This is a genomic window from Bacteroides sp. RTP21281st1_H5_RTP21281_210402 (assembly GCF_040918965.1).
GTDB classification, from domain to species: domain Bacteria; phylum Bacteroidota; class Bacteroidia; order Bacteroidales; family Bacteroidaceae; genus Bacteroides; species Bacteroides congonensis.
Genome location: NZ_JBCOWR010000004.1, coordinates 247,408 through 269,261, shown reverse-complemented (window position 1 = coordinate 269,261; position 21,854 = coordinate 247,408). Strand labels below are relative to the sequence as shown.

Genomic DNA, 21,854 nt, shown 5'->3' with positions numbered 1-21,854 from the left:
TGCTTATGTATATTCACATACTCACAACCAGCTTCAGGTCGATTTGCAATTATTAAACAAACCGCATGCACGGTTTGTTTAAACTTTTATGTTAATTAAAACATTTATCTCTTTTACTGAATACCTCTCTCACGGAGCTTCAGTTGCCAGTTCCATGCAGAACGTAAAGTATCTTCCAAAGTTTCTACGGCTTTCCAACCCAGTTCATTATTTGCAAAATCAGGGTTTGCCCAAACCTTTTCGATATCACCTGCACGGCGTCCGACTATCTGGTAATTCAATTTCACACCGGTAGCTTTTTCAAAGCCATTGATTAATTCCAAAACGGAAACACCACGTCCCGTACCGATATTGAATACTTCCACTTTTTCTTTCTGTCCCTTTTCCAGGATACGACGGATAGCGATTACGTGTGCTTTAGCCAAGTCAACAACGTTGATAAAGTCACGGATACAAGAGCCGTCAGGCGTATCATAATCATCACCAAACACGCTGAGTTTCTCACGGATACCCATAGCAGTCTGAGTCAGATAAGGAATCAGGTTTTGAGGAACGCCATTCGGCAGTTCACCCAGCAATGCGGTAGGATGCGCGCCAATCGGATTGAAATAACGCAGCATGATAGCATTGATCGGAGCTCCGGAAGCTACTGTATCGCGAATAATCTCTTCATTAATTTGTTTGGTATTTCCATAAGGCGATTCCGCTTTCTTGATCGGAGCCTTTTCCGTTACCGGCAGTTCATCCGGCTGACCGTATACTGTACAAGAAGAAGAGAACACGATACCTTCCACTCCATGTTTCGGCATCAGTTCAAGAAGGTTAATCAAAGAAACGAGGTTGTTGCGATAATAAAGCAACGGTTTCTCCACTGATTCTCCTACTGCTTTGCTCGCTGCAAAGTGAATGATAGCCTTAATTCCTTTATATTTAGTAAACACAGCATCCAGACCTTCCAAATCGAGACAATCCAATTTCTCGAAAACCGGACGAATACCGGATACCTTCTCTATATTGTCAACAACGTCGGCACTTGAATTTGATAAATTATCGATGATGATTACTTCATATCCACTGTTCTGTAGTTCTACTACGGTGTGAGAACCTATATATCCTGTTCCGCCCGTTACTAAAATTCTTTCTTTCATATTCTTTATAAATGGTTAGTTTTTCGGCTTTTTGTCGTTTGAGCTACAAATTTATGGAAATAAAATGGATTTGCAATAAATTGTCACGAAATTATTTATCAAAAAAACGATTTGGTACGATTCGGTGGTATTCAGGTATAAAAAAACAGCATTCAGGTACAAAAAAAGAATTGGAAACCCACAGCCTGTATGTCGACATACGCCGGAGTTTCCAATCCCATATTTAATTATCAACTGTAAGTCTTACACCACACCTGAGAATCCCATGAATGCCATAGCAAGCAGACCGGCGGTAATCAGGGCAATCGGAGTGCCTTGCATTCCTTTCGGAACTTTCACCAGGCTCATTTGCTCACGCAGTCCGGCAAAGAGTACCAGTGCCAGTCCGAAGCCGATAGCCGTAGAGAACGCATACACAACTCCTGTCAGCAAATCATAGTCCTTCTGAATCACCAGGATAGCCACACCAAGAATACAACAGTTGGTCGTAATCAGCGGCAGAAACACGCCCAATGCCTGATAAAGAGCCGGAGAAACCTTCTTCAGGATGATTTCCACCATCTGCACCAGTCCGGCAATCACCAGGATGAAAGTAATCGTCTGCAAGTATCCCAAACCGAAAACATCAAGGACAAACTTCTGAATCAGGAAGGTAACGATGGTAGCGATGGTCAGCACAAAAGCAACCGCAGCGCTCATACCCATCGCAGTTTCCACTTTCTTGGATACGCCGAGGAACGGACAGATACCCAGGAACTGCGACAACACGATGTTGTTTACAAAGATTGCCGAAATAAAAATCAATATATATTCCATATTCTTTTCTTATTTAATTGAGTTAGGCTTTCTTGAAACTGTTAATCAGCGCGATGAGGTATCCCAAAGCGATGAAAGCACCCGGAGCCAGTACAAATACCAACATTCCGTATTCTTCCGGCATGATTGTCAGGTCGAAAATCTTGCCTGTTCCCAGAAACTCGCGGACAGCACCCAGCAGAGTGAGGGCAATGGTAAAGCCCAATCCCATGCCGATACCGTCGAACATGGAAGCGACCGCGTTATTTTTTGCGGCGAAAGCCTCGGCACGTCCCAACACGATACAGTTCACCACAATCAATGGAATGAAAAGACCGAGCGTAGCATACAGTCCCGGCACATAAGCCTGCATCACCATCTGAAGCAACGTCACGAAAGACGCGATTACCACGATAAATGAAGGGATACGCACCATATCCGGAATCAGATTCTTAATCAGGGAGATCACCACGTTCGAGCAGATCAGCACGAACATCGTAGCCAGTCCCATGCCCATACCGTTGATAGCCGATGAAGTCGTACCCAACGTAGGACACATACCAAGCAGGAGCACAAACGTAGGATTCTCTTTGATAATCCCGTTCATCATTACTTTAAAGTTATTCATACTTGTCTCCTTTCTTATTTAGCACTGATAGAATCAGTAAGTTCAACTTTAATCGTAGCTCCCGTAGCCGCGTCTGCATCCGCATTTTCACCGGCAGCCTTCTGAGAAGCACCGGTGACACCGTTCACTTCCCCACCCTCTGCTTTATAAGCCTGGTAAGCCGCATTCACAGCATTCAGGAATGCGCGTGAACTGATTGTAGAAGCTGTGATGGCGTCCACCTGTCCACCGTCCTTGCTGACAGTCAGCGGAGCTTCACCCGGATTCATGCCCAGGATAGACTTCGCACTTTCTTCGTGCGACACTGCCTGCTCACCTTTGGCAGGGTCATAAGCGCCGAACCATTTGTCAGCTTTCGAACCCAGCCCCGGAGTTTCCGCATGAGCCAGCAGGGAGTAATTATAGATTTTACCTTCAGCATTAAAGCCTACCAGCACTTTCAGCTCACCGCCGAATCCCATAGATTTGGCTTCAACAGCCGTACCGACCAGCTCTTCGCCGTTCTTTGCCGGATAGACAATGAAGTCAACGAACTTCTTTCCGTCTTTCTCACCGAAAATAGTATCGCTTTCCACTACCGGATTATTGGTAAATTCGGGAAGAACCTTCTTCAAAGCCTCGTTCAGCGTCTTCGCGTTCGCTTCGGCGATAGGGCCTTTGGTCAGTTCGTTCACATAAGCCAGCAACGCTACGGAGACAGCAGTCACACCCGTAAGCACCAGCAACATATTCTTTAAAGATGATTGTAACTTTTTCATTTCTTCTTCGCTACCTCCCCAAAGCGTTTAGGTTTACAATAGGTGTTAATCAGCGGAGTGAACGCATTCATTATCAGGATGGCGAACGACATACCTTCGGGATAGGCACCGAACAGACGGATAACCACCGTCAGCAGACCGATACAAACACCATAAATCAACATTCCTTTTTTGCTCATCGGAGAAGTCACGTAATCCGTTGCCATAAAGACAGCGCCCAACATCAGACCTCCGGAGAGTAACTGCAACAGCGGAGAAACGTATTTCTCAGGATCCACCAGATGCATGATGCCGGCAAATACGAATACAGTCACCAAGATAGATACAGGAATATGCCAGGTGATAATCTTCTTCCACAGCATATAAACCAGTCCGATCAGCAACGCCAACGCACTGACCTCGCCGATACATCCGCCATTCTGCCCGATCAACAGGTTCAAAGCATCCGGTATCTGGCTCAGCGCAGAGGTATCGCCATGAATCGCCTGCTTCATCAACGCCAACGGAGTAGCTCCGGTGGTGGCGTCCGTATAAGCGGTCAACTGACCGACTACCGGCCAACTTGTCATCTGCACCGGGAAAGAGAGCAACAGGAACACACGTCCTGCCAACGCAGGGTTGAAAGGATTGCAACCCAGTCCGCCGAAAGACATCTTGCCCACACCGATAGCGAACAACGCACCGAGAATGATAATCCAGATCGGCAGATTGGAAGGTAAGTTAAATGCCAGCAACACACCTGTGATAACGGCAGAGCCGTCGCAGATAGTCGTGGTCGGTTTCTTCATTAAATATTTCCCGATCGCCCATTCGAAGAACAAACAAGCCGCAACGGAAGTAGCTGTAACAATCAGAGCACCCAGGCCGAAGAAATAGAGAGACACCAGAAAAGCCGGAACCAGTGCAATCAGCACGCCGTACATATTCTTCTTCACGCTGTCTCCGCCATGAACGTGGGGTGATAGTGATACGATTAATTTATTTTCCATATTCGTTATTTTTTAGCTTGACGTGCGCGAATCATAGCTCCTACCTTGCCTTTGCCCAGACGACAGTAGTCGAGCAACGGACGATTGGCGGGACAAGTGAACTGGCAGGAGCCACACTCGATGCAATCCATGATTCTTTCTTTTTCCATTGATTCAAAATCCCCGTTTTCGGACAAAGCTCCGAGCAAGTACGGCTCCAGCCCCATCGGACAAGCGCTCACGCACTTCGCGCAACGGATACAGGTCTGTTCCTCGCCACGCTTGGCTTCCTTCTGATTCATAATCAGGATACCGGAACTGCCCTTCGCAGTGGGAACTTCGATGTTCACCAGTGCCTTACCCATCATCGGGCCGCCACCGATTACTTTCCCCGTGTCTTCCGGCAGACCGCCGCAAGCGTCAATCAACTGCTTCATCGGCGTACCGATACGAGCCAGGAAGTTGGAAGGTTTCGCAACCGACTTTCCCGTCACGGTAATCACACGTTCAAATAACGGTTTATTCTTCTGGACAGCTTCATAAACAGCAAACGCCGTACCCACGTTCTGCACTACCGCTCCCGTAGAGATAGGCAGTGCGCCGCTGGCCACCTGACGTTTGGTAATCGCGTCGATCAGTTGTTTTTCACCTCCTTGCGGATATTGCACCTTCAAAGGCACAACCTCGATACCTGCATAACTGGAAGCTATTTTTGTCATCAGCTCGATAGCATCGGGCTTATTATTTTCGATTCCGATAAATGCCTTGTTTACTTTCACGGCTTTCATCAGGATAGAGACACCTACCATGATTTCTTCCGCATGTTCCAGCATGAGCTGATGGTCGGCAGTCAGATAGGGTTCGCACTCTACCGCGTTGATAATGACACATTCAGCCTTGAAAGAAGGAGGAGGACACAGTTTCACCTGCGTAGGGAAACAAGCACCGCCCAGACCTACGATTCCCGCATCGGCAATCTTCTTCACGATTTCTTCCGCCGGAAGTTCACATTTCTTCACCAGCGTCTTGCTGCGGTCGATTGTTTCTTCCCATTCATCACCTTCCACGTCAATGAAGATGGCAGGTTTCGCATAACCGCTGGCATCGACTATCGTATCAATCTTCGCCACTTTGCCACTGACTGAAGAGTGAATTGCTGCCGAAACAAAGCCGGCAGGTTCGGCAATCTTAGTGCCCACCTTTACCACATCACCTTTCGCGACAATCGGTTTTGCAGGCGCACCGATGTGCTGCCCCAGCAGAATAACTGCCTTTGCAGGAACTTCCGCCGTGATAATAGGTTGATGTGCCGACAATTTATTTTCGTGTGGATGAACTCCACCAATTGAAAATGTCTTTAACATACAATTCTGTATTTTATTCTGTTATTTATTCTGTTACTTTCGGAGCTTCTGTAGCCTTTGCAGCAGGAGTTTCCACTTTTGCAGCCGGTTTCGGAGCAGCCGTAGCCTCTTCCGTCTTCGGTTTACGCGGCGGGAAATTCAACTCGGTAATGGTGTTCTGCGGACAAACTTCCACACATTTGCGGCAAGATTTGCACTTGTTCGGATCGATGTAAGCCAGGTTGTTCTCCAGCGTGATAGCTTCGAACGGACAAGTCTTCACACACTTACCACAGCCGATACAGCTAACGGTACAAGCCTTGCGTGCCACGGCACCCTTGTCCTTATTCACACAAGAGATGTACACACGGCGCGACTTCTTACCCTGTGGACGAATCTCGATAATCGCTTTCGGACAAGCCTTCACACAAGCACCACAAGCCGTACATTTTGCTTCGTCCACTTCCGGAAGCCCTGTTTCGGGGTTCATGTGGATAGCATCGAACTGGCAGGCAGCCACACAGTCGCCACAACCCAGGCAGCCGTAGCTGCAACCGGTTTCTCCACCATACAGTGAAGCGGCGATAGCGCAACTCTTCGCACCATCGTACAGATTGGTACGCGGACGGTTGGCGCATGTTCCGTTACATCTCACTACTGCTACCATCGGTTCGGCTTCACCTGCCGCCAATCCGAGAATATCAGCAATTTGTGCCATGACAGGTTGTCCACCTACGGGACAGAACTTGCCATCCAGTGAGCCGGCTTTGACACAAGCGTCGGCAAATCCGCTACAACCGGGGTAGCCACATCCACCACAATTGGCCTGGGGCAAAACTTCCCCCACCTGGGCAATCCGCGGGTCTTCATACACGGCAAATTTCTTGGAAGCCACATAAAGAATAGCGGCCAGCACGAGCGCTATCGCTCCCAATGAAATCACTGCAATCAGAATCAAATTCATAATGTTTTTAGTTATTTATTGGTTTTATAGTAAATGAAAATTTTTGTTTCAGTCGCGTTTTATTGAGCCACAAAATGAAATAATAAGGTACGAGGACAGCCAAAGAAAGAAGAGCCGCATACAATTCATTCTCCATCAACGCCATAAAAAGGAATAGGGAAAATATCAGAAGTACGAAAGGGAGAACGAATGCCAACACCACTGCCATCATGCCCATCGACATTTCGCCGACTACCATCACCTTGTCCCCCACTTGCCAGGAAGCCGCAGTATCAATAATATCTATGATTTTGTCCTTACTATCCGCTGAGGTACAGTGCCCCTTTGCGCTACAAGCCGCACAAGCCGATGTCTGGACGATCCTCACCGACAGATGAGAACCCTGTATGTTTTCCACAATACCTAGATGCTTTATAGTATTATTCGTCATTTTGCAAACTCAACATTACAAATCGCGGCAAATTTAATCATTATTTGTGAACTACGAAGCATTCCCCATATTTTTTCTACATAATAAATTGTTATTTCTTCTGTTTGCGTTATCGCACACGGAAAAAGATATGACTACTATTTGATATGTTTGCAACAAAAAAGGCAGGCGGGAAAAAGTTTCCCGCCTGCAACTCTTTCACTTTATCTGTTTTTTCACTGTTCTCCCCGCTCCTCCTCTCTTCTCTTCCTGTACTCCAGACACAGCAACTTCCATTTATCCAAATACGCCTCGATTTCCTCCTCACTAAAGGAGTCAAAAAAGAAATCGACAACTTCTACGTAATGACTCAATCTGCCATCCAGCCCTTTTTTACATCATTGTAGGTAGAATGCCCGATACCTATTGCCTTATACACTTCAGGATTCTTCAAACCCAAACGGCCTTGCAACTCTGAAATACAAGCGCCCAAACTCTCATAACAAGCTTTTTCTTTTTTCATTCTTATTTATTGTTAAAAACACACCATAACGATTAATTATTTTAACTTTCATCCCATATGTCGGGATGATGTTTATTTCGTATTTGCTAATTTTACACCGTGTTTTAAAGCACATTCGTGTTTTTTTCGCAAAGGTAAAAATTTAAACTCATTACAGCAAAACAATATGCCAAACAACTACAGAATGTCCTATTTCATGCCACCCATCGCCCCCGTCAGGAATGAAGAAGGACGAATTGTCACCCCCGCCACCCTTCTCCCCTTCTGCGAAATCTCCGCGGAGCAAGTTTTCCAGATGATCACCTGCAACGAAGACCTCAGGCTCCTGACCGAACAAGTACGCAACACCCCGGATATGCGGACGGCAAAAGCAACGCTCCTGCCTTACGTGACTCCCTGCGGCACCTTCACCCGTCGCAACAGCAAGTGCTTCCTATCCCCCTCACGGCTGATAGTGATAGACGTAGACCACCTCGACTCCTACGAAGAAGCCGCCGGAATGCGCCGTACCTTGTTCGACGATCCCTTCCTCCGCCCCATACTTACGTATATCAGCCCCAGCGGCCGGGGCGTGAAAGCATTCGTCCCGACCGGCACGCCATTTCCGGCAGACGAGATACGGAATGTCACAGAAAGCATCCACAGAGCCATGCAATATGTCGAAATGGCCTACGCCCCGGCAACGGACATCACCGCCCGTGCAACTGCCAAAGGCGTAGACGGTTCAGGGAAAGACCTGGTAAGAGCCTGCTTCCTGAGCCACGACCCCGAAGCCTTATTCAGAAACATCTGATATGACTTATAAGTCATTGCCTGACCATATACGAATTTATATTTCTCAATTGTATAATTCCCAATCCAGGAAAAATGAACGACATTGAATCACTACGCCGCCTCACCGAGACAGTCGAAACGGCAGGAGCGGATATCGCCCCGACTTACATTGAGTACGTACAACTGGCATTTGCCATCGCCACAGATTGCGGCGAAGCCGGGCGCGACTATTTTCACCGTCTCTGCCGCATGTCCGCCAAATATCAGCGTGAACAAGCCGACAGGGTATTCTCCAACGCACTCACCACGAAACATGGCGACATACATCTGGGCACAGTGTTCCACCTCGCCGAAACAGCAGGAGTCACCATCCGCAAAGACGAAGTTATGAACAGCCCGGCGGGTACAAAAGGTACAGCAGGTACACCCCGCAATTTTCTCACACACACGTGCGCGCGTAATAAGGTAAGAAATGACGAAACTTGCGGAAACGGAGAAGAAGAACTATTGCCGGGCAGTGAACCGCAGCATCCGCTACCTACCTTCCCCGAAGCTGACTGGCCGGAGTTTCTGCAACGTATCATAAGCTATGGAAACACTGCGGCCCAACATGACATCATGCTATTAGGAGCATTGACAGCCTTAGGTTCTTCCATGGAACGGTATGTGCGTTGTTCTTATGGCGGTAAATACCAGTATCCCTGTATGCAATGTTTCGTCATCGCTCCTTCCGCTTCCGGCAAAAGCATCCTTTCCTATATCCGGTTGCTCGTAGAACCTATCCACGACCAGATTCGTACAGAAGTGGCCGTACAGATGAAAGCATATAAGAGAGAGAAAGCGGCTTATGAAGCAATGGGCAAAGAGCGTTCTAAAGTGGAAGCTCCGCAAATTCCTGCCAACAGGATGTTTCTCATTTCCGGTAATAATACCGGCACGGGTATCCTGCAAAATATCATGGATTCCGAAGGAACAGGACTTATCTGTGAAGCCGAAGCGGATACCCTTTCCACTGCCATAGGCTCGGATTACGGGCACTGGAGCGACACGCTCCGCAAAGCGTTCGACCACGACCGCTTGTCTTACAACCGCCGTACGGACCAGGAATACCGGGAAGTAAAAAAGAGCTTTCTTTCCGTCCTGATTTCCGGAACACCCTCACAAGTCAAAACTTTTATTCCGACGACAGAAGACGGTGCTTTCTCCCGTCAACTGTTCTACTACCTGCACGGCATCTGGAAATGGGTGAGCCAGTTTACAGAGGACAAGATAAATTTGGAAGAGGTATTTACCGCTATGGGATTGGAATGGAAAGGGAAACTGGATATGATAAAAGCACATGGAATTCACACACTCCAGCTCACGGTTGGACAGAAAGAAGAATTCGACGCACTCTTCTCCCACCTGTTCTCCCGTTCGAGCATAGCTAATGGCAGGGAGATGTACAGTTTCGTAGCCCGCCTGGCTGTCAATCTGTGTCGTATCATGGCGGAAGTAGCTGTATTGCGTGCTCTCGAAAGTCCGCAGTCTTATCAGTTCAAGGTATCCCCTGCTTCCAGCTTTACTCCCGACAAGGAGATTCCTACTGACAACATCAATGACGGTATTATTACCCGTTGGGACGTAACTATTACTCCCGAGGACTTTAAAGCTGTGCTTGCACTTGCTGAACCTCTCTACTGTCATGCCACGCATATCCTGTCTTTCCTTCCTGCCGTAGAAATCAGTCACCGTTCTAATGCCGACCGGGATTTCCTCTTCGAACAGTTGGGTGAAGAATTTACCCGCGCACAGTTGTTGGAACAGGCAGCTGCCATGGGAATCAAAGAAAACACTGCCCTCACCTGGTTGAAACGATTGACCAAAAGCGGAGTGTTTATCAGTATAGACGGAAAAGGAACTTACGCGCACGCACGTGTGCGTGTGTAAGGGAGCCCCGGAAAAGTGTACCTGCTGTACCTGCCCGTTATTAACAACGTAGCGATTGGTCTATACCAAAGCGGCGCTTTACGAGTGCTAAAGCTTAGCTTTACGTCCTCTAAAGCGCCGCTTTAGCAGTTGTAAAACGCTGCTCTCCTAAGGCTCGCCCAACGCATCCACAATCACCCTCACCTCCAACGGTGTGAAAGAACGATGTTCCGGTTGATAACCCAAATCATACAAGCGTTGTAAAAGTCCGGGACACCGTAGGATCCATTTCTTCATTTTCCGGTAAGCGGCAATATCGGTAAGTTCGGGAGAATAGAGTTGCGCCAGCTCCATGCGTCCATACGCACGTATTCTGAATTCTTTCATGATGGATAAGTTTCTGATTTACTGTCACAAAAGTAACAAAATATTTCCACATAACCAACGATTTCCCATTGAATAACCGACCCTAATTGCATATAACCGACAAGGTATGAGCATAACGGTACACAACCGATTTTCGGGTAGTCCGAGGTTGTATCTTTGTATCGTCGAAAGGGGAAAGAATCCCGGAGACACCATGTATAACCCTTTAATTTATTGTTTTATGATTCGTTACAAAATTTATCAGAACCAGCAGAAGAAAGGCTTGAATGCGGGAAAGTGGTTCGCCCGTGCGGTAAGCGATGAGACGTATGATTTGGGCAAGCTTGCCGAACATATGTCGAAGCACAATTCACCGTATTCCGGCGGTGTCATCAAGGGTGTGCTCACCGATATGGTGGACTGCATCAAGGAGTTGCTGCTCGACGGCAAATGTGTGAAAATTGACGACCTTGCCATTTTCGGTGTAGGTATCCGCAGCAAGGCTGCTGAAACGTTAGAAGAGTTCTCGCTAGAGAAGAATATCACCGGTATGAGACTCAAGGCACGTGCCACCGGCAATCTGTCAACGACCAACCTGAAGCTCGACAGCCAACTGAGACAGCAGGCGGAGTATCAGAAACCTACCACTTCCGGTGGCGGCGGTTCCGGTTCGGATTCCGGCAATACGCCTGAACCGAACCCGGATGATGGTGGAGAGACTCCGGATCCGGCAGCTTAACCCTTGTCCCTATCTCCTGTCTCTCCTATTTTCTGTGAGCCCTTCTTTTTTCGAAGGGCTCGCTAATATTAAATTATTTAATCTTAAAAAAATCGACTTATGAGCAATTCATCATCACGCCGCTCCGTATGGAGCCTGGTTCTCAAAATTATCATCACTGTAGCCACCGCCATCGGCGGTGTGTTCGGAGTGCAAAGCTGTATGTAGGCTAATGAGGACTATTACGCTAATTATCATTCATTGCAGTGCTACGCCGGAGGGGAAATCCCTCTCGGCGGAAGCCTGTCGTTCAGACCATATCCACCACCGGGGATTTCGTGACATCGGTTATCATTTCTATATCACACGTGACGGAGAGATTTATCGGGGACGGTCGCTTGAAAAGGTTGGGGCACACTGCCGGAACCATAACGCACATTCGGTAGGTATTTGCTACGAAGGCGGGCTGGATGCGGAAGGAAAGCCGAAGGATACTCGTACCTTAGAGCAAAAGGGCTCGTTGCTTGCTTTGTTGAGGGAGTTGCGGAGACAGTTTCCGAAAGCGTTGATTGTGGGGCATCGTGATTTGAATCCGATGAAGGGATGCCCGTGCTTTGATGCGGTAAAAGAGTATTTGCAGGTATAAATTAAAAAGACGAATGGCTGACAGAAGAAATTATTGTCAGCCATTCGTCTTATATTTTCTATAATAACCCTGAATTTATTCGTACTGCCAAATATCATCCATGGTAATGGGCACATAAGCACCATCTTTCATTTCTATGATAACAGAAGGTTCATGTACAATAAGAGTGTGCCACATTCCAACGGGGACTTGAACACCATAAACACCTTTCACGGGATTCAAATCATAACGACCGCATTCAACTCCTTTTTCGTTATAGAAAAGTTCGGTGACATGACCTCTAAGCAGAATTACGGTTTCACTAGTCGTTGTGTGACGATGAATGGGAACATGCGTTCCCGGTTGCAAGGCATTGAGCATACGTTGTGAAGTGTCTCCATCGCCATTACGCAAATCCAGATTGACACGACGTCTCTCATTGGTTTCAGCTTGAGACAGCAACTCATCAAGCAATTGGTCATTAATTTCCATCATTCCTTTCGTTAGCTTTAGCACGCAGATACTCTTCGTGCAAATGATAATACTTCTTTTTGAACAATATATAGGCTACACACAGCAATGCCAATACCACTACAAGATACAGATACTTGTTTACCGGCAGATAGATGGCCCCCAAAGAAATTACCAACTGCAAAGCCATGTAGATGGTAGACACTGTCACATGCTTAATATGCAGCTCATTAGCCATCAGTTGATAAGCATGTTTGCGATGGGGTTGACCTATATTCTCGTGTAGCATGATGCGGTGACAGATAGTAAGCACACTGTCCACACCATATACCATCAACAGCACTATAGCCCAATAGTTTCCGCTCTGTAAAATATAAGAGCCCAGGAAATAGAGCAGAATAAATGCAATGGAGACACTACCCACATCACCGGCAAAGCATTTTGCCCTGGTGCGGAAGTTGAACAGGCAGAACACCAATACACTCAACAAAGTCACAATAATGAAATTATTATCGGTGTATTCCTCCTGCATATTCAAGAGCAACAAGGGAATCAATACCGCCAATGAATAGCCACCGGTGATACCATTTATGCCGTCCATGAAGTTATACGCATTGATAATACCTGTACATACTATAAGTGCAATGATAACCACCCACCAATACTCAGGCAGTAAAATGCCCCACTGATAGAACATGAGCGTCATAGCGGCGAAATGTACAATCAGTCGAAATTTATTGGGTACCGAATGAATATCATCGGCAAAACTGATGCCACCCAACATGGTGATCCCCAACAGGAACCACGGACATGTGAAACCATAAAAGGCGGCATAAAGCCAGGCTCCAAACAAGAAAATAATACCACCGCCACGCAACACTATAGAACTGTGCGATGAACGCAAATTGGGTTTATCTATAATGTTACACTTATCAGCAATCTTGAAATATACTAATTCAAGAACAAGCAATAATACTGCTATCAACAGATATACGACCATACTTATTTTGTATTTGCAAATGATTTAATGGTTTGCGCAAGCCCTTCCTCGGCACGTATGGGCATTTTATCTATCCCCAACGCCTTTTTTATTTTGGCATTGCTCACCACATAGTTTTCGGTAAGTTTCGTCAAACGCTCCGAGTTCAGCGGCAGGTGCAAAACGTCTCCCACTTTTGCCATGCCGTTCATCAATCCCTTGGGCAGATGCCAGATGCGTGCCCTCTTGCCCAGCGCATTGCAAATGACTGCAATAAGCTCGTTCGTAGACAAAGACTCATCATCTCCCATATTGTAGATACCCGAAGCGACATCTTTGGTAAGCAAACCCTCGATGGCAAAGCAAAGATTGCCAATGGAAGTAAAACAGCGCCGGTTCTCAAATGCCCCCAACGACCAGGGTATCCCTTTTTTCACCACACCATAAAGCAGATTGAGATTTCCTTTGTTACCGGGACCGTGTATCATGCAGGGACGCAGGATATACACTTGCTTACCGGTTGCAGGATGAGACAAGATATACTCTTCAGCCTTAATCTTGGACTCACCGTAAGGCCCCACAGGATTAGGAACAATATCCTCAGTCAGAATGTCGCCCGGAACAAAATCGGCAGCAGCCTTTACAGACGAGAAGAAGATAAACTTTCCGGCCGATGACTGAAGGAACCAGTCATAGATTTTCTGTGTCAATCCAGTATTAATCTTGAAATAAATCTCCGGCCCCGATGTTTTCTTCAAATCGTGTGCTTTGCCGGCAAGATGGATAACAGCATCTATTTGTGGAATCTTATTCTCATCAAGGTCATTCCAGGAAAAGGTCTTGACTACACCCTCTTTTTCCGGAGCAACAATATCAAGGCCATAAATCTCATGATTCCGTCCCATGGCTTTTACAATATTACTTCCGACAAAGCCGTGGATTCCGGTTATAAGTATCTTCATATTATTTTATTTACCAAATCAACATATTGTTTTGTTACCTTTTCTTTTGTGTAATAGCGCTGTATCACATTATATCCGTTACGCCCCATTTTCTGAAGCTCTTCACGCGACACCGATGCCAGCCATTGCGCCATCTCATCTACCTTCTTATCAAAATCCTTCTCAGTTATGAGTTTTGCACAGTTATGATCCTTAGTGAAATTTACGATAGGTGTTTTGTCGCCGGAACATATAAGCAACGGTCTCTCACACGCCATAATGGTATAAACCTTAGACGGGAATCCCATCATCTCCATCTCGGGTGCCATAAAGATGAACTGCACGTCACTGTATGCCAATATACTTGGCATCAGATGGCGAGGTTGATAATCGAGTACATGTAACTTGTCCAATCCCTTCTCTATTTTCTGCTCTTCCAAATATGATCGCTGCACCCCCATACCTATCACAAAGTACTCCACATTCAAATCCTTTGTTTTTTCGACTAATGCCACTAGCGGACGCCAGTCTTGCGCATGTCCTATATTCCCGGCATAAAGCAACCTCAAAGAATCGGTTTTAGGAAAGATTTTCTCATCAAGAGGTTCTACATTAGTCGGGTTATAGAGGTCAGTATCTACGAAGTTGGGAATGATGTGCAACTTGCCCGGATCTTCAAAACGACCCACAATCGTATTATAGAAAACATCGTCAATGGTAGTGATCGCAGCAGACTTGTTGTAAATGCAACGTTCGACTTTCTTTAAACAAGCAATTATCGGTCCTGTTTTCTTTTTTAGGATATCGGGATAAATTTCCTGTACATTATATATAACTTTGCAGCCTTTTAGTTTACCGAGGATGAGATTGAGCATTCCTATGCTGAGAGGTGGCGAGGGCGACACTATTACACTAACATTGCGTATGCACAAACCAAGGATAAACGAAATGATATGCCAATAAACAAAACCAAGAATGCGTAATGCAGTGCTCTTGAACTTCTTCTGTGGCACATGTATCACTTTTATGCCATGAAAATTACTTTCCTTATAAATTCCGTGAATTTTCCATTTTAGCGGTTGCTTTGCCAATTGTTCCTTTACTACATTAAAGTGCGGCGTTGTGGAAAGTACTACCACTTCGTAACCTTCCTTTTGAAATCTAAGCGCGATATCGTTATAGAGATATGCAGTGGAAACGCCATCGGGGCTGAAGATAAGACTGTGAATTAAGACTTTCTTGCTCATTTATACAATTTTCTTTTTCAACTATTTCAGACAAGAATCATTATCAATAAATCAAAGGGAGTTATTCAATAACAGACTTCAAATCTATATTGTATTGTTCCTTAAGTAAATCAATCATTTTTTCCTTATCATCACCACAAACTTTCTTTATCTCATACACTTTGGCATCACATAATGCACGATACCACCAAGCCTGCATAAAGTGCCAAATAAATCCTTCTTTACCGTCCAAAAAGCCAAAACGAAAGATATAGCGATAAAGGAAATAAGCAAATGAACGCCAAAATAAAGGTTTCTTGGCATAGCTATGTTTACGTTTACGTTTAATCAATGCATCTGTTGTCAACTGCTTTTCCAGTCTTGCTGCTCCTGTCAAGTCGTATTCTATATCCAATAAATCCACCGCTTCACGAATAGCATAGTTGACATGCTTGTGTGCCCACCATGATAAATTATTAAGATTATCATCTGCAAATTCACCATTAAGTTCAATCATTCTGCCTCGAGTCAATTGGATATGTTCATCCATAAGCCTTGCTTCACATTCAGCTGCACCATATACGAACAATCTCATCTGCCTATACACAGGCATTCCTCTACGCAAAATACGCCCCATAAACACATGACGAAGCACTATAGAACATGCTGTCACATCATCAGGCAAACTAGGAATTTTCGTCATCATTTCAGCTTTGAGTTCATCAGTCAAATACTCATCAGCATCCATACGCAACACCCATTTACTTTTTATAGGAGCATTATCAAGTCCCCAATTAAACTGTTTTGAATAACTATTTTCCCATTTATGTTGTAACACTTGTACATTTTGATAATGCGAAGCTATTTCTATCGTTCTGTCTGTTGAGAAGCAGTCTATTATACAAATTTGCTTAACAATATCGCTTAAACTCTCGATACAACGCTTAATATGAAGTTCTTCATTAAATGTAAGAACTATGGCTGTAATATCTAACATTTTATATAGTTTATAGTCTATTTATTGAGAATCACTCATTGTATCCGTACGTTCTATATTCTTCATTAGGGATACGCTCTGAGTGTTTTTTATAGTTCCTTGCTGAAAGGACCGACTCCTTATTCATACTTAGCAGGTTTGGATCAGTTCAAAAAAATGTCCCCAATCGCTTTCTCGATTTTGTGGCAACGACTTATATCGTTTTTTATTCATACCATACTCTATTATGTTCTTTGCCCAACTCTCATAATCAAACACATCAATATATCTCACTCCCTCATAATCTTTCAACACCTCATGAGCATAATCTACATCAGCTGCCAAAACAGGAAGCCCAAAGGCTGCTGCCTCAAGCAAAGGCAACCCCAACGTTTCTATATAACTTGGAAATAATAAAGCATCAGCATTTTTATACAACTCCAACAATTCGTCATGCTTATATTTTCCATCAAATTGTATAATATCTTCTACTCCATACTTCTTAACTTCCGCTGCCCATACACAAGCATCAGCAGCAGTCGTTGTTAAATGAATTTCAACTGATTTATAAGTTTCTTTATAATTTTGCTTAAGTATTACAGCCGCCCGTATAAGCGTCAATAAGTTCTTATACCTTGGAACATCTCCAACAACCACACAAAGAAAATGAAATTTATTATTCTTGAATGCGTAAGGTTTCACATTCTCTACATCTATTCTTTCCACATCAGGAAAACACAAATGTATATTCTGCTCCGGTACTCCAAAGAACTCTACCATTCTACGCTTTATAAATGGTATCTGTACCACAAACTGAATATTCTTCGCCCATGTACGTTTTACAATGTGCGGAAAGATATATTTATACAAAAACTGAGAACGTTCTTGTGATTTAAACGGATTCCATACTCCAGGATACAACGGCATCGGTTGATGATAATATACTATTTGCTTACAACCCTTTATCTCTTTGTATCCATTATTCTGAAGTGAAACCAAGATATCAGGATTCACCCCTAGCTTTGCTATTTCACTTTGCAATAATTTACCTTCAAACAAAATTCGTTTCAGTTTAGACTGTAAGGGAAAAGATATGTATTCTACTCCTTCTATCACCACTTGCGGCAGTATAGGATTAACAAATACCCAATATTTATCATGTCCTATATATTTAGGCAAATGCGATAAGAATTGCTTATAAATAGTTATGCCCCCACCGGCTTGTAAAGTTGTGGCTATTACGAAAATATTCATACTACACTTGTTCTCTAAAATTTTTTATTACTCTTGCAGGGATTCCTGCCACTCTTACAAATGGTGGTACATCGTGAGTAACCACTGAATATGCTGCCACATGTGACTTCTCTCCAATTGTCTTACCAGGACATACCATTGCCTGTGTATCTATCAAAGCTCCTGGACCGATGATAATATCATCACACTTTCCTGGACCAGCAATGCAATCATATTGGACACCATAATCGTGATAACCTGTTACCACTATAGCACGAGATGCTACTTTAGAATACAGCTTCATCTCAATCTTACTACCTGCAGCACCAAAAATAAGTGCATCATGCCCAATCCAACAATTATCACCTATGATAAATTCAAACTGACCAAGTATCTTTGGTGAGAAAATTGAGACGTTTTTGCCCACTTGTGCACCAGCCCAACGCAGTAATCGCACTTTAAAGCTATTGAGACGTGAAGGAGGACAAATCTTTACAAATAAATTAAACAAATGAATCTTAACAGGATTTATTGCCATAATATATTCAGTTATCAACCATTAAAATATTCATAATCCGCACAATCCTATGCCATAGAACATGGTCCTTCTGCAATTTCCAATGTTTGCCCCTTTAGCATTGCATCACATAACTTATAAAGTTGCGTTGCTGCATTTTCCGGACTCCATACGTTATGGACTGTATTATAGGCCTCTAAGCTCATCCTTTCACATTCTACAGGATGCTTAATAAGCCACAAGACTTTCTCAAACAAATTATTCTTTTTTCTAAGATTAAAAGAGAAACCATTTACTCCGTCTTTTATAAGATATGGCGTAGAGCCGGTCTCTATAGAACTTACAGGACAACAGCCACATCCCATGGCCTCATTAAGAACTGCTCCCCAGCCTTCATTCCTATCACTGGTGAAACAGGCGATATGATGCGTCAGCATAGCCTGCTTTACATTATCATTAGGCATAGAACCCCATAAATGTACATACTCTCCTAATCCAAACTTTTGTATTTGTGCCTGAAGATGGTTAAACATATCGCCTGTTCCAATCAGGTTTATATAAAAATTAATTTTTTCCTGTCGTAACCGCAATGCTAATCTTATCATTGTTTCAGGATGCTTCCAATCTATCAAACGCCCCACCCACAGTATCTTTACAATGTCACAATTGCGTTTTTCACGTAATATAGTTTTTATATTAAGAGCAGGAACAGCCGTATAATATCCCCATTTATAACATTTCCCAATGAAAGAACGCATCAAATTAAAATCCCTAGCAGCATAGGCACTGCTACACAACACATAAAAAGGTTTACCATGACAATAAACATGGTAAAACCACTGCTGCTTAAGTAAACGAGGCGAGAGTAAATTCAAAAGTCCTTTCTTTAGCCAACGTTCACTGTACATAAAAGTAAGTTTCCCAGTACTCATACGCTCACGCAAATACATTAACGGAGCAGCACCATATATCATTACATCAGCATCACGAACTATTTGAAGAACTTTGTGTAAAGCAACCTCACCGTCAGCAATTCTAATAAGATAAGGCCGCTGAGAAAAATCATCCCCCCCTTTGCTATTATCACCATTAAAATCGCCAGTCTCTATAAACCAATAATTTCCACCAGTAAGACGGTACAGTTCATCTGCGATACTTATCTGATGAATATTTAGGACAACGGATACAAAAACTATAGTCATAGTGTACGTTCTGTTATATATTTACAATCTATATTCTGCCCCACTATCATCCAATATGTCATACTCAAAAAACCTCCTGCAGACAATACATACCCCTCAAACCATGCATGAGTAAACATAGCCACCAACAGCAACATCACAAACTGGGCATTGGGTGAATTATCTCGTTTTGAAGTCTTATAAGCATTTAGTAGCAATAAGGTATAGGCAAACATTCCCAACAGTCCCGTCATAGAGAGTACTGCCAAATGAGAAGTTCCAGGTTCCACTTGTCCAGTGACAGGATTATATTCGTCATTCCCATCCGGATCAACAGATACAAAACCAACTCCTAACAACGGTGATTTCATAAACTCATCTATTCGACAATCGAATTTACTCTGCCGAGAACTTAGAGCTCCACCTTGTTCTTTTCGTTGTTCTTGTTTATTTAAAACTCCTGCAAAAACTCTATCAGCAATGGGCATTGCCACCAAAGCAGATATACAAAGTATAATTATTATTCTTTTCTTACTTCCATTAACATTGCTTTTCATAAAGAACAATGAAAAAAGTATGGCAACCGCCACCCCCAATAGCGCAGAACGGCTGGCAGCCATTACTGCACTCATTGCAGAAAGAAAGAATAACATAATAAATATCTTTGAGTTATTATTTTGATAAATAACATAGAATGCTAACGCACTGATCATAGATATCGGTCCCAATGTCATAGAGTGATTGACAAGCCCACCGAATGTACCTCCATTTGAGGAATATTCAGCTAAACCTAATTGCCTCCCTACCTGCATGTAATTCACTCCCAAGAAAAAAGCAAAAAAAGAACCTATTGATAATATACACATATACATCAATACATATCTAAATACATAGCGTCTAAAGATAATCGCCCTTACTGACGATATACATGCCGAACATGCCAACGTTACTATAAGAAACTGTACAAAACGTAACTTTGAGTTAAAACAAGGTTCAATAGGCAATACCAACACATTAAACAAAAAGACTAAATACAAAAATACATATCGACCTTTAAATTGCACACTACCATCACACAAGCAATAAAGAATACTCACCAGACATAGTCCTATGTAGGGAAGATATGTATCCACAGATATAAAACCCATAATCTGTACCGATGCCATTGTAGCCCATAACAATGCAAGTCCCTTACAAAAGCGTCCCGCTTTCGGTGCATAAAAAACCTCTGTATGACCTATCTCTTTTATTGTATTTACCAATCCCATATATTAAAGATTCTTCTATGAATCATATTAAGCCTATAGCCTTTTCATAAGAAAATACAACTTTCTGTACCGTAAACGGCTCCCACGCTTCCCGAGGCGCAGGTTTACGTGGATTTTCAACTTGGTTAACAATGGCCTCTGCCATTGCTTTAGAATCATTTACAGGTACAAGAACTCCATATTGACCATTTTTTAGCAATTCAGGTGGACCATAAGGACAATTAGTTGAAATCACAGGAATATCTGTAGCCATCGCCTCTACCAAAACAACTGAAAAACTTTCCATTTCAGAAGATACAAGGAATGCATCAGCACACTTTATTTCAGATGGTAAACTACTGCTGTGCCCCGCCAACCGTATCCTGTCCTGCATATGATTTTCAGCAATCCACTTTTCATAATCCTGTTGTAAAGCACCCTTTCCAAAAAGCACCAATCGAACAGGTGTCTTTGCATTTGCCAAACGAATAGCTTCAAATATCATATAGTGTCCCTTAACTTTACAAAAAGCTCCGGCCGCAACCATTGTTGGCATAGCCTTATTCCTAAGCCAATCACAAGATGGTTCTTTTGTAAGTTTATCATAATAAGATTTATCCAGAACCGGATTATAAACAGCCTTTACTGTTCCTTCATTAAGCCCCATCAATCTCTCCAACAAAGCACATGATCCTTTTGATACGCTCATAAAACAATCGTATCTACTCCTTATTAATTTATTGATAATCCTTTTTGTTATGGAAATATTATCTGCTAGTTCTGGCAAGATGCTATTGTGTTCAACGTAACAGTAACGTGTTTTATGCCTTAATCCTATTGAAGCTAATGCAAGTGCACATAAATATGCAGAATTCATTACTACAACAGCATCTACGGTAGTAGTTCTTATATATGAATGTACGAAAGATATATTATAACGGGCTCTTCTACTTGGCATAACAAGAAACTTTACAGCAGAAGGCACTTCAAAAGGTGTATGTCCCGTATTTAACAATTCTTCATGAGCCTTTGAAACCAAAATATCAACCTCATAACCCTTTTCATAAAATCCTCTAGCCATTAGTGCTGTTACATACTGAGCACCTTGCTGAAAAAGATCTTGAATAATAAATGTTATTTTCATTTACTTATACAA

Annotated in this window: 25 protein-coding genes; 5 read left to right on the top strand and 20 right to left on the bottom strand. The window is 43.5% G+C overall.

Translation table 11 applies throughout. From position 1 onward, the window contains the following. Positions 1-113: 113 nt before the first annotated feature. From galE to AB5443_RS08210, 9 genes are all read right to left on the bottom strand, one after another. A complete protein-coding gene (galE, locus tag AB5443_RS08250) occupies positions 114-1,148 on the bottom strand; it encodes a UDP-glucose 4-epimerase GalE (protein ID WP_022136693.1) in 1,035 nt (344 codons plus the stop codon). Positions 1,149-1,391: 243 nt separating this feature from the next. After that, entirely contained in the window at positions 1,392-1,964 is a 573-nt protein-coding gene (gene rsxA / locus AB5443_RS08245) for an electron transport complex subunit RsxA (protein WP_004303570.1), read from the bottom strand. A 22-nt stretch (positions 1,965-1,986) separates the two neighbouring features. Then, positions 1,987-2,571 (bottom strand): electron transport complex subunit RsxE, encoded by a 585-nt coding sequence (gene rsxE, locus AB5443_RS08240; protein ID WP_004295586.1) that lies wholly within the window; start codon positions 2,569-2,571, stop codon positions 1,987-1,989. Between the two features lie 14 nt (positions 2,572-2,585). Further along, positions 2,586-3,329 (bottom strand): RnfABCDGE type electron transport complex subunit G, encoded by a 744-nt coding sequence (locus AB5443_RS08235; RefSeq protein ID WP_195663232.1) that lies wholly within the window; start codon positions 3,327-3,329, stop codon positions 2,586-2,588. Beyond that, on the bottom strand, positions 3,326-4,318 hold the full coding sequence (locus AB5443_RS08230; protein WP_044653413.1) for an RnfABCDGE type electron transport complex subunit D: 993 nt from the start codon (positions 4,316-4,318) through the stop codon (positions 3,326-3,328). The genes AB5443_RS08235 and AB5443_RS08230 overlap by 4 nt, the downstream gene beginning before the upstream one ends. 5 nt (positions 4,319-4,323) lie before the next feature. Next, positions 4,324-5,661, bottom strand: a complete 1,338-nt coding sequence (rsxC, locus tag AB5443_RS08225; protein ID WP_044653412.1) for an electron transport complex subunit RsxC — start codon at positions 5,659-5,661, stop codon at positions 4,324-4,326. Positions 5,662-5,686: 25 nt separating this feature from the next. Then, positions 5,687-6,604 carry a Fe-S cluster domain-containing protein gene (locus AB5443_RS08220; RefSeq protein ID WP_307995795.1) on the bottom strand — a complete coding sequence of 306 codons (918 nt, stop codon included), beginning with the start codon at positions 6,602-6,604 and terminating at the stop codon, positions 5,687-5,689. A 7-nt stretch (positions 6,605-6,611) separates the two neighbouring features. After that, the gene (locus AB5443_RS08215) at positions 6,612-7,034 is read right to left on the bottom strand and encodes a SoxR reducing system RseC family protein (protein ID WP_175629154.1); all 423 of its coding nucleotides are present in this window, start codon (positions 7,032-7,034) and stop codon (positions 6,612-6,614) included. Positions 7,035-7,383: 349 nt separating this feature from the next. After that, positions 7,384-7,536, bottom strand: coding sequence for a hypothetical protein (locus tag AB5443_RS08210; RefSeq protein ID WP_168355346.1), 153 nt, complete (start codon positions 7,534-7,536; stop codon positions 7,384-7,386). Between the two features lie 166 nt (positions 7,537-7,702). Here AB5443_RS08210 and AB5443_RS08205 point away from each other — a divergent pair, with 166 nt between their 5' ends. Then, positions 7,703-8,329, top strand: a complete 627-nt coding sequence (locus AB5443_RS08205) for a BT4734/BF3469 family protein (protein WP_303004704.1) — start codon at positions 7,703-7,705, stop codon at positions 8,327-8,329. A gap of 74 nt (positions 8,330-8,403) precedes the next feature. Then, on the top strand, positions 8,404-10,239 hold the full coding sequence (locus tag AB5443_RS08200) for a DUF3987 domain-containing protein (RefSeq protein ID WP_368114169.1): 1,836 nt from the start codon (positions 8,404-8,406) through the stop codon (positions 10,237-10,239). A 147-nt stretch (positions 10,240-10,386) separates the two neighbouring features. On the opposite strand, the gene AB5443_RS08195 is transcribed toward AB5443_RS08200, so the two are convergent. After that, positions 10,387-10,605 (bottom strand): DUF4248 domain-containing protein, encoded by a 219-nt coding sequence (locus AB5443_RS08195; protein ID WP_044653407.1) that lies wholly within the window; start codon positions 10,603-10,605, stop codon positions 10,387-10,389. 220 nt (positions 10,606-10,825) lie between these two features. On the opposite strand from AB5443_RS08195, the gene AB5443_RS08190 reads away from it, so the two are divergent. From AB5443_RS08190 to AB5443_RS08180, 3 genes are all read left to right on the top strand, one after another. Further along, on the top strand, positions 10,826-11,323 hold the full coding sequence (locus AB5443_RS08190) for a DNA-binding protein (protein ID WP_195663282.1): 498 nt from the start codon (positions 10,826-10,828) through the stop codon (positions 11,321-11,323). A 99-nt stretch (positions 11,324-11,422) separates the two neighbouring features. Beyond that, complete coding sequence (locus AB5443_RS08185) at positions 11,423-11,530, top strand: smalltalk protein (RefSeq protein WP_022136901.1); 108 nt, start codon at positions 11,423-11,425, stop codon at positions 11,528-11,530. Positions 11,531-11,534: 4 nt separating this feature from the next. Then, entirely contained in the window at positions 11,535-11,948 is a 414-nt protein-coding gene (locus tag AB5443_RS08180) for an N-acetylmuramoyl-L-alanine amidase (protein ID WP_022136902.1), read from the top strand. A 75-nt stretch (positions 11,949-12,023) separates the two neighbouring features. Here AB5443_RS08180 and AB5443_RS08175 read toward each other — a convergent pair whose 3' ends face one another. The 10 genes from AB5443_RS08175 to AB5443_RS08130 form a co-directional block, all read right to left on the bottom strand. Then, on the bottom strand, positions 12,024-12,419 hold the full coding sequence (locus AB5443_RS08175) for a WbuC family cupin fold metalloprotein (protein WP_167967261.1): 396 nt from the start codon (positions 12,417-12,419) through the stop codon (positions 12,024-12,026). Beyond that, positions 12,409-13,398, bottom strand: coding sequence for a glycosyltransferase family 4 protein (locus AB5443_RS08170; RefSeq protein ID WP_368114170.1), 990 nt, complete (start codon positions 13,396-13,398; stop codon positions 12,409-12,411). Before AB5443_RS08170 ends, AB5443_RS08175 begins: the two co-directional genes overlap by 11 nt. 2 nt (positions 13,399-13,400) lie before the next feature. Then, positions 13,401-14,339, bottom strand: coding sequence for an NAD-dependent epimerase/dehydratase family protein (locus AB5443_RS08165; RefSeq protein WP_277131310.1), 939 nt, complete (start codon positions 14,337-14,339; stop codon positions 13,401-13,403). Then, entirely contained in the window at positions 14,336-15,565 is a 1,230-nt protein-coding gene (locus AB5443_RS08160; protein ID WP_044653403.1) for a glycosyltransferase family 4 protein, read from the bottom strand. The genes AB5443_RS08165 and AB5443_RS08160 overlap by 4 nt, the downstream gene beginning before the upstream one ends. Positions 15,566-15,626: 61 nt before the next feature. Beyond that, positions 15,627-16,541, bottom strand: a complete 915-nt coding sequence (locus AB5443_RS08155) for a glycosyltransferase family 2 protein (RefSeq protein ID WP_277131313.1) — start codon at positions 16,539-16,541, stop codon at positions 15,627-15,629. Between the two features lie 129 nt (positions 16,542-16,670). Next, positions 16,671-17,774, bottom strand: coding sequence for a glycosyltransferase (locus AB5443_RS08150; RefSeq protein WP_277131315.1), 1,104 nt, complete (start codon positions 17,772-17,774; stop codon positions 16,671-16,673). Between the two features lies 1 nt (position 17,775). Continuing rightward, the gene (locus AB5443_RS08145) at positions 17,776-18,291 is read right to left on the bottom strand and encodes a hypothetical protein (RefSeq protein WP_052662352.1); all 516 of its coding nucleotides are present in this window, start codon (positions 18,289-18,291) and stop codon (positions 17,776-17,778) included. Positions 18,292-18,338: 47 nt separating this feature from the next. Then, on the bottom strand, positions 18,339-19,472 hold the full coding sequence (locus AB5443_RS08140) for a glycosyltransferase family 4 protein (protein ID WP_277131318.1): 1,134 nt from the start codon (positions 19,470-19,472) through the stop codon (positions 18,339-18,341). Then, positions 19,469-20,719, bottom strand: coding sequence for an O-antigen ligase (locus AB5443_RS08135; protein WP_277131320.1), 1,251 nt, complete (start codon positions 20,717-20,719; stop codon positions 19,469-19,471). The genes AB5443_RS08140 and AB5443_RS08135 overlap by 4 nt, the downstream gene beginning before the upstream one ends. A 22-nt stretch (positions 20,720-20,741) precedes the next feature. Further along, on the bottom strand, positions 20,742-21,842 hold the full coding sequence (locus AB5443_RS08130; RefSeq protein ID WP_277131322.1) for a glycosyltransferase: 1,101 nt from the start codon (positions 21,840-21,842) through the stop codon (positions 20,742-20,744). Positions 21,843-21,854 lie beyond the last annotated feature (12 nt).

What these genes read in the sequence shown, in the direction of transcription:
- galE (WP_022136693.1), bottom strand. Translation starts at nt 1,148, where the DNA reads ATGAAAGAAAGAATTTTAGTAACGGGCGGAACAGGATATATAGGTTCT.
- rsxA (WP_004303570.1), bottom strand. Translation starts at nt 1,964, where the DNA reads ATGGAATATATATTGATTTTTATTTCGGCAATCTTTGTAAACAACATC.
- rsxE (WP_004295586.1), bottom strand. Translation starts at nt 2,571, where the DNA reads ATGAATAACTTTAAAGTAATGATGAACGGGATTATCAAAGAGAATCCT.
- AB5443_RS08235 (WP_195663232.1), bottom strand. Translation starts at nt 3,329, where the DNA reads ATGAAAAAGTTACAATCATCTTTAAAGAATATGTTGCTGGTGCTTACG.
- AB5443_RS08230 (WP_044653413.1), bottom strand. Translation starts at nt 4,318, where the DNA reads ATGGAAAATAAATTAATCGTATCACTATCACCCCACGTTCATGGCGGA.
- rsxC (WP_044653412.1), bottom strand. Translation starts at nt 5,661, where the DNA reads ATGTTAAAGACATTTTCAATTGGTGGAGTTCATCCACACGAAAATAAA.
- AB5443_RS08220 (WP_307995795.1), bottom strand. Translation starts at nt 6,604, where the DNA reads ATGAATTTGATTCTGATTGCAGTGATTTCATTGGGAGCGATAGCGCTC.
- AB5443_RS08215 (WP_175629154.1), bottom strand. Translation starts at nt 7,034, where the DNA reads ATGACGAATAATACTATAAAGCATCTAGGTATTGTGGAAAACATACAG.
- AB5443_RS08210 (WP_168355346.1), bottom strand. Translation starts at nt 7,536, where the DNA reads ATGAAAAAAGAAAAAGCTTGTTATGAGAGTTTGGGCGCTTGTATTTCA.
- AB5443_RS08205 (WP_303004704.1), top strand. Translation starts at nt 7,703, where the DNA reads ATGCCAAACAACTACAGAATGTCCTATTTCATGCCACCCATCGCCCCC.
- AB5443_RS08200 (WP_368114169.1), top strand. Translation starts at nt 8,404, where the DNA reads ATGAACGACATTGAATCACTACGCCGCCTCACCGAGACAGTCGAAACG.
- AB5443_RS08195 (WP_044653407.1), bottom strand. Translation starts at nt 10,605, where the DNA reads ATGAAAGAATTCAGAATACGTGCGTATGGACGCATGGAGCTGGCGCAA.
- AB5443_RS08190 (WP_195663282.1), top strand. Translation starts at nt 10,826, where the DNA reads ATGATTCGTTACAAAATTTATCAGAACCAGCAGAAGAAAGGCTTGAAT.
- AB5443_RS08185 (WP_022136901.1), top strand. Translation starts at nt 11,423, where the DNA reads ATGAGCAATTCATCATCACGCCGCTCCGTATGGAGCCTGGTTCTCAAA.
- AB5443_RS08180 (WP_022136902.1), top strand. Translation starts at nt 11,535, where the DNA reads ATGAGGACTATTACGCTAATTATCATTCATTGCAGTGCTACGCCGGAG.
- AB5443_RS08175 (WP_167967261.1), bottom strand. Translation starts at nt 12,419, where the DNA reads ATGGAAATTAATGACCAATTGCTTGATGAGTTGCTGTCTCAAGCTGAA.
- AB5443_RS08170 (WP_368114170.1), bottom strand. Translation starts at nt 13,398, where the DNA reads ATGGTCGTATATCTGTTGATAGCAGTATTATTGCTTGTTCTTGAATTA.
- AB5443_RS08165 (WP_277131310.1), bottom strand. Translation starts at nt 14,339, where the DNA reads ATGAAGATACTTATAACCGGAATCCACGGCTTTGTCGGAAGTAATATT.
- AB5443_RS08160 (WP_044653403.1), bottom strand. Translation starts at nt 15,565, where the DNA reads ATGAGCAAGAAAGTCTTAATTCACAGTCTTATCTTCAGCCCCGATGGC.
- AB5443_RS08155 (WP_277131313.1), bottom strand. Translation starts at nt 16,541, where the DNA reads ATGTTAGATATTACAGCCATAGTTCTTACATTTAATGAAGAACTTCAT.
- AB5443_RS08150 (WP_277131315.1), bottom strand. Translation starts at nt 17,774, where the DNA reads ATGAATATTTTCGTAATAGCCACAACTTTACAAGCCGGTGGGGGCATA.
- AB5443_RS08145 (WP_052662352.1), bottom strand. Translation starts at nt 18,291, where the DNA reads ATGGCAATAAATCCTGTTAAGATTCATTTGTTTAATTTATTTGTAAAG.
- AB5443_RS08140 (WP_277131318.1), bottom strand. Translation starts at nt 19,472, where the DNA reads ATGACTATAGTTTTTGTATCCGTTGTCCTAAATATTCATCAGATAAGT.
- AB5443_RS08135 (WP_277131320.1), bottom strand. Translation starts at nt 20,719, where the DNA reads ATGGGATTGGTAAATACAATAAAAGAGATAGGTCATACAGAGGTTTTT.
- AB5443_RS08130 (WP_277131322.1), bottom strand. Translation starts at nt 21,842, where the DNA reads ATGAAAATAACATTTATTATTCAAGATCTTTTTCAGCAAGGTGCTCAG.